The sequence below is a fragment of the Collinsella sp. AM29-10AC genome (genome assembly GCF_003469085.1).
Taxonomy (GTDB): Bacteria; Actinomycetota; Coriobacteriia; order Coriobacteriales; family Coriobacteriaceae; genus Collinsella.
In genome coordinates this window covers 64,447-75,481 of the sequence record NZ_QSKB01000007.1, presented here as the reverse complement: position 1 = coordinate 75,481, position 11,035 = coordinate 64,447, and the positions used below count along the sequence as shown (strand labels likewise).

8 protein-coding genes and 1 pseudogene are annotated in these 11,035 nt (G+C 60.1%); 7 read left to right on the top strand and 2 right to left on the bottom strand.

Translation table 11 applies throughout. The features are described from left to right. Positions 1-82: 82 nt before the first annotated feature. A complete protein-coding gene (gene thrC / locus DW754_RS03660) occupies positions 83-1,600 on the bottom strand; it encodes a threonine synthase (RefSeq protein WP_117758365.1) in 1,518 nt (505 codons plus the stop codon). 104 nt (positions 1,601-1,704) lie between these two features. Here thrC and DW754_RS03655 point away from each other — a divergent pair, with 104 nt between their 5' ends. The 5 genes from DW754_RS03655 to DW754_RS03635 all read left to right on the top strand — a co-directional run bounded on the left by DW754_RS03655 (position 1,705) and on the right by DW754_RS03635 (position 7,081). Continuing rightward, the gene (locus DW754_RS03655) at positions 1,705-3,093 is read left to right on the top strand and encodes an aspartate kinase (RefSeq protein ID WP_117758366.1); all 1,389 of its coding nucleotides are present in this window, start codon (positions 1,705-1,707) and stop codon (positions 3,091-3,093) included. Positions 3,094-3,266: 173 nt separating this feature from the next. Next, entirely contained in the window at positions 3,267-4,292 is a 1,026-nt protein-coding gene (locus DW754_RS03650) for an aspartate-semialdehyde dehydrogenase (RefSeq protein ID WP_117758367.1), read from the top strand. A gap of 693 nt (positions 4,293-4,985) precedes the next feature. Next, positions 4,986-5,561 (top strand): methylated-DNA--[protein]-cysteine S-methyltransferase, encoded by a 576-nt coding sequence (locus DW754_RS03645; RefSeq protein ID WP_233508860.1) that lies wholly within the window; start codon positions 4,986-4,988, stop codon positions 5,559-5,561. Between the two features lie 196 nt (positions 5,562-5,757). Continuing rightward, positions 5,758-6,258: an ATP-binding protein gene (locus tag DW754_RS03640; RefSeq protein ID WP_117758369.1), complete on the top strand. Its 501-nt coding sequence runs from the start codon at positions 5,758-5,760 to the stop codon at positions 6,256-6,258. 148 nt (positions 6,259-6,406) lie between these two features. After that, entirely contained in the window at positions 6,407-7,081 is a 675-nt protein-coding gene (locus DW754_RS03635) for a TIGR00266 family protein (protein WP_117629922.1), read from the top strand. A 162-nt stretch (positions 7,082-7,243) separates the two neighbouring features. Here DW754_RS03635 and DW754_RS11255 read toward each other — a convergent pair. Then, positions 7,244-7,384 (bottom strand): annotated as a pseudogene (locus DW754_RS11255) (hypothetical protein); the annotation flags it as partial. Positions 7,385-7,493: 109 nt separating this feature from the next. Here DW754_RS11255 and DW754_RS03625 point away from each other — a divergent pair. Together DW754_RS03625 and DW754_RS03620 are read left to right on the top strand one after the other, a co-directional pair. After that, positions 7,494-8,195, top strand: coding sequence for an ABC transporter ATP-binding protein (locus DW754_RS03625; RefSeq protein WP_117758371.1), 702 nt, complete (start codon positions 7,494-7,496; stop codon positions 8,193-8,195). Between the two features lie 5 nt (positions 8,196-8,200). Beyond that, positions 8,201-10,966 (top strand): FtsX-like permease family protein, encoded by a 2,766-nt coding sequence (locus tag DW754_RS03620; protein ID WP_233508859.1) that lies wholly within the window; start codon positions 8,201-8,203, stop codon positions 10,964-10,966. The last annotated feature ends 69 nt before the right edge of the window (positions 10,967-11,035 follow it).

Genomic DNA, 11,035 nt, shown 5'->3' with positions numbered 1-11,035 from the left:
GCCCCGCTCGCATGCTCGTCATCATCCCGAAAGCTTAATAAAAAGAAGGTGCGCCGGCTTTCGCCGGCGCTTAATAAGGGGTTTAGTTGGTGCTCATTCGTTTTGCTGCAGACTCGACGTAGCTTGCCATCTCATCGACGTCGCAGACGTCTTCGAAGCGGACGGGCTTGGACTCGAGTTCGGCGAGCTGGGTCGGGGCGACCGTGTTGGTGGCCTGCTCGAGCACACGCATAGCCTCAAAATCATCCTCGGGAACGTCGAGGCCCAAGGCGTCGCAGCAGGCTCGCGGGAACTTGTAGGGGCTGGCGGTCGAAAGCAACACGCGGGCCTTGGCGCCCTCGGCGGGAGCGACCTGCTCAAAGACGTGATAGCCGCAAGCGGTGTGCGGGTCGATCACGTAGCCGTTCGCGTCCCAGCAGCTCTTGATGGCAGTGAGGACCTCGTCCTCGCTGGCCCAACCGCAACCAAAGACGCTCTGAATCTTTGCCAGCAGGTCGGCGGGAACTTCGTAGCGACCAGTCTGTGCCAGCTGCTCCATAAGGCCGGCAACGAGCTCGCAGTCGCCGTCGGACAAGAAGTAGAGCATGCGCTCCAGGTTGGAGCTAATAAGGATGTCCATCGACGGCGAGATGGTCGTGAAGAACGGGCGGTTACGGTCGTAAACGCCGGTGGTCAGGAAGTCGGCAAGCACGTTGTTCTTGTCGCTCGCCACGACGAGCTTGGCGACGGGCAGACCCATGCACTTGGCGTAGTAGCCGGCCAAGATATCGCCAAAGTTGCCGGTGGGCACACAGAACTCTACGGCGTCGCCAGCCTCGATAGCGCCGGCGCGCAGCAGTTGCGCATAGGCGGCAAAGTAGTAGACAACCTGCGGCACCAGGCGGCCGACGTTGATGGAGTTGGCACTCGAAAGCACAGTGCCGGCGGCTTCCAGGCGCTCGGCAAGCTCCTTATCGGCAAAGATGCGCTTGACGGCACTCTGGGCATCGTCGAAGTTGCCGCGGATGCCGCAGACGGCGACGTTATCGCCCTCCTGCGTGGACATCTGCAGATTCTGCACGCGGCTGACTTTGCCTTCGGGATAAAAGACGGTGATGCCCGTGCCCGGGGCGTCGGCAAAGCCGGCGAGTGCTGCCTTGCCCGTGTCGCCCGACGTGGCGGTGACGATCATGATGCGCTCGGCGCCGCCGTCCTTGGCGGAAGTGCGGGCCGTCAGACGGGGGAGCATCTGCAGGGCGACGTCCTTGAAGGCGCTTGTGGGGCCGCCAAAGAGCTCCATCACATAGGTCTGAGGGACGTCAGCGCCCGGTGCGGCGTCGAGTTTGACGAGCGGCGTGACCTCTTCGCTCGCGAACGTGCCGCGGTATGCCTCATTCACACAGGCCGATATTTCTTCGGTCGTGTAATCATTCAGTAACATTCCCAACACATCTTGAGCGATTTCAAAGTACGATTTATCTGCAAGCGAGCTGATATCGACCTGCTGGGTGCCGAGCTCGTCCGAGACAAACAAACCCCCGTCGGGAGCGATGCCGGTACGGATTGCCACCTTACTTGAGCACGATAAAGTGCGTCCTCGTGTACTATGATAAGTTCCCATATAACACTGCTCCTCGGATGCCTTGGTCCCAATCGGTGAAACCATGGTATCAGAGCGCGCAAAATAGGTTCGCAGAGGCTTTTTAGAAAGGTAACCTCCAGCCCATGATTAAGATTGCCAAGTTTGGCGGCTCGTCGGTCGCCGACGCCGAACACTTTAAGAAGATCAAGGCCATTGTCGATGCCGACCCGGCCCGCCGTTTTGTGGTGGTTTCTGCCTGCGGTCGCCGTTTTAAGGGCGACACCAAGGTGACCGATCTGCTCTACTTGGTCAACGCGCACGTCAAGTACCACGTGTCGTGCGAGGAGCTGCTCGAGGACATCGGCCAGCGCTATTTTGATATCGCTGACGAGCTGGGGCTCACCTATCCCATCCGCGAAGAGTTTGCGGCCTTTGCCGAGCGTGCTCGCTCCGGTGGCTACTCTACTGAGGAGCTCGTAAGCCGCGGCGAGTACTTTACCGCTCGCCTGATGGCCGAGTACCTGGGCCTGCCGTTCCTGGATGCCGCGACGGTCGTGGCGTTCCATCACGACGGTACGCTCAGCATGAATCGCACCTCCGAGCTGGTGCAGGAGTACGGTCAGCAGGGCGGCTTTGTTATGCCCGGTTTCTACGGCGCGACGCGTGATGGCCAGATCAAGCTGCTCGATCGTGGCGGCGGCGATATCTCGGGCTCGATTCTGGCCAAGTGCCTGGGCGCCGACCTGTACGAGAACTGGACCGACGTCTCGGGCTTCTATTCTGCCGACCCGCGTATTGTTCCCGAGGCTCAGCCCATTGCGCGCGTTACTTACGAGGAGCTGCGCGAGCTTTCGTACATGGGCGCAAGCGTCCTGCACGAGGAGGCCGTGTTCCCCGTGCGCGAGGCGGGCATTCCGCTGGTCATCAAGAACACCAATGCGCCGCAGGACCCCGGCACCATCATTAGCGAGACGGCTGATGAAGGCGAGGCAGAGCCCATCATTACCGGCGTGACCGGCAAGCGCGGTTTTGTCGCCATCAACGTGGCCCGCGACCGCACCAAGCCCCGCGTTGGCTTTATGCGCCGTGCGCTTTCGGTCTTCGAGCGCTATGACGTTTCCGTCGAGCATATGCCCACCGGCGTCGACCGCTTTGGCGCCGTGGTGCAGGAGCAGGATGTGCACGATTCGCTGTACTCACTCGTGGGCGACATCCAGCAGGAGGTCGAGCCGCTCGAGATCGAGGTCGTTGAGGGTCTGGCGCTTATCGCGACCGTCGGTCGTAACCTGCGCGGCCGTGCAGGTATCTCGGGCCATCTGTTTGGCATGCTCGGCCAGGCTGGCGTGAGCGTGCGTATGATTTCGCAGAGCTGCGACGAGATCAACATCATTATCGGTGTCGAGGAGAAGGACTTTGACCTGGCGATTCGGACCATTTACCGTGCCTTCTCCGACGAAAATGGCATTGTGAAGGTCTCCGACCTGGAGGCTTCCGCGCCGGTTGATCCCGCTCTGGCCGCGCTCAAAAAGTAGCGACTGCTCGGTAGATTTTTGGGTCATGTCAAAAAATCTACGGCGGGGCGTTTCGTTTCGGTTTCGTTTCGACGGGGCGGGTTTCATGCCCGTCCCGTTTTTGTATACACTGGGCAAGAACATTCAGCCTGCTCGGCGTGCGGGCAAAAGCCACAACCTTTAAAGGGGGAAGCATGAAACAGTACACGGTTGCTATTTTGGGCGCGACGGGAGCCGTGGGCACCCAGATGCTCGAGTGTCTCAACGAGCAGGAGTTCCCGGTTGGCAAGCTCAAGCTGCTAGCGAGCGCGCGCTCTGCGGGCAAGACCGTCGAGTTCCGCGGCGAGCAGGTTGTGATCGAGGAAGCTTGCCCCGAGGCCTTTGAGGGTTGCGACATCGTACTCGGCGCTGCCGGCGACGATATCGCGAAGGAGCTGCTGCCCGAGGCCGTCAAGCGCGGCGCCGTTGTGGTCGACAACAGCCACGCCTTCCGCATGGATCCCGAGGTGCCGCTGGTCGTGCCCGAGATCAATGCCGACGATATCAAGTGGCATCACGGCCTTGTCGCCAATCCCAACTGCGCGACTATCATCGGCCTGGTTCCCACGTGGCCGCTGCATCAGCTCGCCGGCGTGAAGCGCATGATCGTCTCGACGTATCAGGCGGCTTCGGGTGCCGGCGCTCCCGGTATGGCTGAGCTCGAGGCTCAGCTGGCCGCCCTGGGCCGCGGCGAGGAGATTCCCGAGCCGCGTGCATTTGCCGCCCAGCTGGCGAGTAACCTGATTCCGCAGATTGGCGGCGTCAAGGAGGAGGGCTTTACCTCCGAGGAGATGAAGCTGCAGAACGAGGGTCGCAAGATCATGCACCTGCCCGAGCTGCGCGTGAACTGCACCTGCGTACGCGTGCCCGTGCTGCGTTCGCACTCCGAGAGCATTACGCTCGAGTTTGAGCGCGACATTACGGTTGAGGAGGCCCGTGCTGCGCTGGCTGCCGCTCCGGGCGTGAAGCTGGTTGACGATATGAGCGCCGAGGATGCGCACGATCGCTTCCCCATGCCGATGGATACGTCCGACCAGGACCTGATTTGGGTCGGCCGCGTGCGTCGCGACATCTCGAACCCCGAGGCCGTGCGCGGTATCACCTTCTGGTGCTGCGGCGACCAAATCCGTAAGGGCGCGGCAACCAACGCCGTCCAGATCGCTAAGCTGCTCTGCGAGTAGTTTGACCTGTCCGGCGGGGGCCGGGCTTGGTTTTCAGAACGTCCTCGACCATGTGTGGCGCCTTGTCCTGCTCCTTCGGAGCCGCGGACAAGGCGCCACACTGGTCTGCGGAGTGTTCTGAAAACCAAGCCCGGCCCCCGCCTGCGGTGACGTTGCTGCGAGCTGCCCACGATGGGGCCGTTGTTGGTTGGGGCCGCTGGGCTGATGTGGGGGCACGTGGTTGTTGCGGGCCCTGGTCCCGGCGGCGGCCTCGGCGCTTTGCGCCTGCCGTCTTGGGGGACTGTGGGGCGCGGCCGGCAGCTGCGGCGCGTTGCGCCTGCTGCCTGGGATGACTTTGGGGTTGGTGCGAATCGGGGTCTAATACTTTCCCGAGAAGTGAACGACCTTATTTGGACCCCCGAAGCATTGGCATATTTTGACCGCTATTTCCTGTGGTTTTGCTGCGCGAATCCTGCGGTTTTATGGTCTAAAGGTGTGGATGCTCCGGGGCTTCGTTTTTACTCGTTCACTTCTCGGGAAAGTATTAGAGCTCGGCTGACAGGGGTACCGCTCTGGTGTCGATGCCCTGCGTCTTTTTCGCTTGATTAGGGAAAACAGTCTCGCTTAAGTAATTGCGAGCCCGCCCAGACGTATCTGCGGGGTTGTCTGTACAATTCGCGGTATTATGTTGCGGAGTTTTGAAGGGAGCCGCTGGTGGTCACGACGACGTTTGCTTCGCCTTTGGGCGAAATCTTGCTTGCCGCTGATGGCCGCGGTCTGACGGGGCTTTGGTTTGAGGGGCAGGAGCACTTTGGTTCCACGCTTCTTAAAGAAAGCGCCGAATACGTTGAGGGCACCGATGCAGTTTCGGGTGCCGGGGGCATGCAGACGGTAAATCCGGCCAATGGCGCGGCTTCTTCGGTGCTAGAGCGTTCTTGGGCTTGGCTCAACGCCTATTTTGCGGGGCAGGAGCCTCGGTTTACGCCGCCGTTGCATTTGATTGGCACGGCGTTTCAGCGTGAGGTTTGGTTTGAGCTACTTTCAATTCCGCGTGGCGAGGTCGCTACGTATGGCGAGATTGCCCAGCGTGTTGCGGCTCGACATCGTGTGCCGGGAAATGAAGCGCCCGTTGTATCTCCTCGCGCGGTGGGGGCTGCGGTCGCTCGCAACCCTATTTCGATTATCGTGCCGTGCCATCGCGTGGTCGCGGCCGACGGATCGCTCAACGGATACGCCGGTGGACTGGATCGCAAGGAGTGGCTGCTGCGCCTCGAGGGTGCCTATCTATAAGCTGCAGGCGGCCGCAACGCCCATGCGGCAAGCGCGCTCGCTGTACGGGCGTTGTTTGCAGGGCGAGATGTGAAGCCGCCCGTTCCTTAAGTCCGACTAAGCTATAACCTTGCTTTTTTAAATATGCTCATCGACCTGCTAAGGCAGCACTAAGGCGAGTGCGGGTGCGCTATTATCGGCGCTCACGGAGCGCTTGGTGTTCTTGGCATGCATGGACGAGGGCTCGGCGGGCTTTACCATGGCGTCGATCGATCTTTCGGAGGCGGTGAACAAGGCGGCGGCGCCGTTTAAGTCGGTGGTGGTCTCAGGCGGTAAGCGCCTGTCGACGTCGATTGCGACCGGCGTGCGGACCCATGCCGATGCCGCGGCGGTGGCGCAGGTGGTTGAGTTGCTACTGGACAACGCCACGCGCTATGCGAGCGAGGGCAGCGTGATTGAGCTGAGCCTGTGCGCCGTTTCGCACGGCAAAGGCAAGGGCGCCGCCGAGCTTGTCGTATCGAACGCCGTGGACGAGCTGCCCGAGGGCGACCTGGACCGATTGTTCGATCGCTTCTATCGTGCGGATGCGTCGCGCAGCTCCAAGACGGGTGGCTCGGGCGTGGGCCTGTCCGTGGTGCGTGCCATCGCCGAGGCCCATGGAGGCGCCGCCACCGTATCCGGTCACGGCAACCAGATCACCTTCACCGTTTGCCTTTAAAACCTGCCAAAAAGGAACAGGTTTATTTTGGCAGGTTTTATCTGGGGAAACGTCCGCAGGAGAGGGCATGGGCGGTGTGAACATATGCATCTCTACCTGCTAAAATATAGGCATCGTTATTCGGCTCCTGAGTGGAAAGGAGACGGTCATGCAGTACGAGATCGGCGGAGGGGCTTTCCCGGTTGTTACATGCAACCTTAGCGATGGCGAATCCATGATCACCGAAAGCGGCGCCATGGCTTGGATGACCCCCAACATGGAAATGTCTACCTCGGGCGGTGGCATCGGCAAGATGTTCTCCAAGGCTTTTTCGGGTGAGGCATTGTTCCAAAACATTTGGACCGCGCGTGGCGATGGCATGATCGCGTTTGGCTCCTGCTTCCCCGGCCGCATCGTGCCAATCGAGATCGGTCCGGGCAAGAGCTGGATTTTGCAGAAGCGTTCGTTCCTTGCCGCGGAAAGTGGCGTCGAGTTGAGCATTCACTTTAACAAGAAGGCAAAGGCCGGCGTCTTTGGCGGCGAGGGCTTTATCATGCAGAAGCTCACGGGCTCGGGTGTTGCTTTTGCCGAGATCGACGGCGACCTGGTTGAGTACGAGCTCGCTGCTGGCCAGCAGATGATTGTGGATACCGGCAACGTGGCCGGCTTTGAGGAGACCGTGAGCATCGACGCTCAAATGGTCAAGGGCGTCAAAAACATCATGTTTGGTGGCGAGGGCGTGTTCAACACCGTGCTCACCGGTCCCGGTCGCATCTGGTTGCAGACGATGCCCATTTCCAATCTTGCGGCAGCAGTGGCCTCGATGACCAACAACAATAACTAGTCCGCATAGGATAGCGCGCGGCGGGCTTACCCTGTCGCGCGCTTTTTTGCTGGCAAACGCCTCGCTTATAGAGTGTGGCTGCGCTGCTACAGCGAGCGTCGTCATCTCGTCACCCTGATAGCTTGCGGCAAGCGTGGCAATGAGGAGTGAGAATTTGAGTGCTCAGTCCCAAGGCATAATGGCGGCCATGCCAACAAGCAAAAACGAGTTGCCGGTGTCACGGAAAGGCAGGCGTCGGTCGATTCCACGTGAGACGGCTGTGCCGATCTGCACGGCCGCCCCTGCGCGTCCCGCGCTGCCCCCAAAGAGGTACGTTTCCCCATATAAAACCTGCCAAAATAAACCTGTCTCTTTTTGATAGGTGCGAAATGGGTAATACTAAAGAGTTATCCGACCAGATGGGAACCGATCGATGGCCTATATCGAATTTAAAGACGTCATCAAAGCATACGGCGAGGGCGATGCCCGCATTCACGCGCTCGACGGCGCGAGCTTTACCGTTGAGCGTGGCGAGCTTGCCATTATCTTGGGCGCTTCGGGCGCCGGTAAAACCACGGCGCTCAACATTCTGGGTGGCATGGATACGGCGACTTCCGGCACCGTGACGGTGGACGGGCGCGATGTGAGCTCCGCTAACGAGGCGCAGCTCGTGGAATACCGCCGCGCCGACGTCGGCTTTGTCTTCCAGTTCTACAATCTGGTCCCCAACCTGACGGCGCTCGAAAATGTTGAGCTTGCGGCGCAAATCTGCCCCGATTCGCTCGATGCCGAGCAAACGCTTTGCCAGGTTGGCCTGGGCGACCGCCTTGCTAACTTCCCCGCGCAGCTATCGGGCGGCGAGCAGCAGCGTGTGTCCATTGCCCGCGCGCTGGCCAAAAACCCCAAGCTGCTTCTATGCGACGAGCCCACGGGCGCCCTCGACTACAAAACCGGCAAGCAGATCTTGCAGCTGCTGCAGGACACCTGTCGCAAGCAGGGCATTACGGTCATTATCATCACCCACAACTCTGCGCTGGCGCCCATGGCCGATCGCCTGATCCGCTTTAAGAGCGGCCGCGTGGAGAGCGAGACGGTCCAGCAAAATCCCGTGTCTATCGAGACAATCGAGTGGTAGCGCCCATGGACCAGGACCGCCAAAACAGCCAAAACCACGATACGGAGCACGCGGGCCGCGACCGGGAGTTCGCGACCTACCGTACCGCCCAAAGCTCAAACGATATGGTGCCGACGGTATTTCGCCGTGGCATCTACCGCACAATCCGCGGCAGTCTTAAGCGCTTCCTATCTATCGTGGTCATCACCGCGCTCGGCGTGAGCGTGATGTGCGGCCTCAAGGCGGGTTGCGAGGATCTGTGCGATTCGGTCGACGCCTACTTCGACCAGCAAAATGTCTATGACATTAACGTGCAGTCGACCTATGGCCTGACTGACGATGATCTCGACGCCATCCAAGAGGTCGATGGCGTCGAAACGGCCGAGGGCATCTACGCCGAGACCGCCTACACCGCCGTGGGCACAACGCGCGAGCGCGTGGTCGTGCAAAGTCTCTCCAAGGAGAACATCGATCAGCCGGTGCTCGTGAACGGCGATTTGCCCGAGAGCGCCGATGAAGTCGCGGTGACTTCGAAGTTCCTGAAGGCTTCGGGCAAAAAGCTCGGCGATACGGTGAGTTTTGCCGCCAATGACGCGAGCTCGTCGAACCAAAGCGCCAAGGATCAGTTTGCCGCGGGCGATTACACCATTACGGCCGAGGTCCTCGATCCCACTGATGTGAGCTCCGACTCGACAGTCAACGCCTTTCGCGCTGCTTCGGCGGCGGACTATAAGTTCTATGTGAGCGAGGACGCCGCGACGTCGTCGTCCTATTCCGCAGTCCACGTAGTCGTCGAAGGAGCCAAGAGCCTCAACTCCTATTCGGATGCCTACGCGGCAAAGATCAACAAGGTCAAGGGCAATATAGAGAAGATCCGCGAGGAGCGTGAGAAGGCGCGCGCTCAGGAACTGACAGTCGACACGCCGGCAAGCTTGGATGCGGCCGAGCGCCAGGCGAATATGCTCTTTGGGATTGAGCAGGACAACATCAATCGCATGGCCCAGGGCAGCGAGGAACGCGTCCAGGCTCAGGCCGACCTGGATCAGCGCCGCGCCGCCGCCGACCAGCAGTTTGCCGATGCCCGCGCCGAGCTTTCCGATTTGGGTGAATGCACGTGGTACATCCAGGACCGCGACAATATCGCAAGCTACTCAAGCGTGGAGAGCGATAGCTCGTCAATTGAGGCTATTGCGACGGTGTTCCCGTTCATCTTCTTTATCGTCGCCGTGCTCATCAGCCTCACCACCGCCACGCGTATGGTCGAGGAGGAGCGCACGCTCATTGGCCTGTACAAGGCGCTCGGCTACTCGCGCGAGCGCATCCTGTCCAAATACGTGGACTATGCGCTGTGGGCGTGCCTGATTGGCGGCGTGCTCGGCAATATCATCGGCTTTGTGGGCCTGCCGCTGTTCCTGTTTACGGTGTTCGACGACATGTACTCGCTGCCCCAGATGCTGCTTTCGTACGACATCGTGTCCTCGATCGTCTCGGTGGCGCTGTTTGCCGTGGGCGTGGTGGGCGCCACAATTATCGCCTGCCGCCACGAGATGGCCGAGACCCCGGCCTCGCTCATGCGCCCCAAGGCCCCGCGCGCCGGCTCGCGCATTCTGCTCGAGCGCATCGGCTTTATCTGGCGCCGCATGGGCTTTTTGAACAAGGTGGCTGCGCGCAACCTGTTCCGTTACAAAAAGCGTGCCTTTATGACCATCTTTGGCATCGCGGGTTGCACCGCGCTTGTGATCTGCGGTATGGGTATTCGCGATACGTCGGTGGCGCTTTCGCCCAAACAGTACGGGCATATCACGCGTTATGACTTGCTGGCGGTCGCCAACCCCGATGACTTTACGCAGACGTGCGCGGCGTTGGATGAGCGCAGCGCGGCCAATGATTCCAACGTGACCGTGACTTCGACGCTGCCGATTATGACCGACAACGTCACCTTTACGTTTGGCGGCAAGAGCGAGACCGTGCAGCTGATCGTGGTGCCCGATGACCGCACGAACGACCTGGACGACTATGTGCGCCTCGAGGACGAGTCCAAAGAGCCGCTGTCTTTGCGTGACGGAGACGTGTATCTGAGTAAGAGTTCACAGCTGGTGCTGGGGATTCAGCCGGGCGATACGGCATACGTCCAGGATTCGTCGCTCAATGTTGCCAAGGTCAAAGTCAGTGACATTTCGCTTAACTATCTTGGCAACACGCTTTACATGACGCAGGGCACCTATGAGCGCGCGTTCGGTCGAAGCGCACGCCTCAACGGCGTCTTTGTGCTGCTTAAGGGCTCGTCGGCCGACCAGATTGCGTTTAGCAAGAAGCTTAAGAGCGACGGTTGGCTCACCATCTCGAGCACGGCCGAACATTGGCAGAACTACGAGGCGAACTTTGCGATCATCAATTCGGTCGTGGTGCTCGTGACTTTTATGGCGGCATGCCTGTCGTTTGTGGTGGTGTTTACGCTGTCCAACACGAATATCTCCGAGCGCGAACGCGAGCTGGCGACCATCAAGGTGCTGGGCTTCCGCCGTGGCGAGGTGCACCATTACGTCAACAAGGAGACGTTGATCCTCACGGCAATTGGCGCCGCGCTGGGCGTGCCACTGGGCGGCTTGCTGGCCGAGAGTTTTACGTACATTTTGCAGATGCCGTCGCTGTACTTTGACGTCGAAGTCGAGCCGCTAAGCTACGTGCTCGCCGTGGTGCTTTCCTTTGGCTTTACGTTTATCGTCAACCTAGCCACCAATCGTACCCTCAACAAGATCGACATGGTCGGCGCCCTCAAGAGCGCCGAGTGACCTGCCAAAAAGGGACAGGTTTATTTTGGCAGGTTTTATCTGCGCAAACGCCGGACAACCATTAGGTGG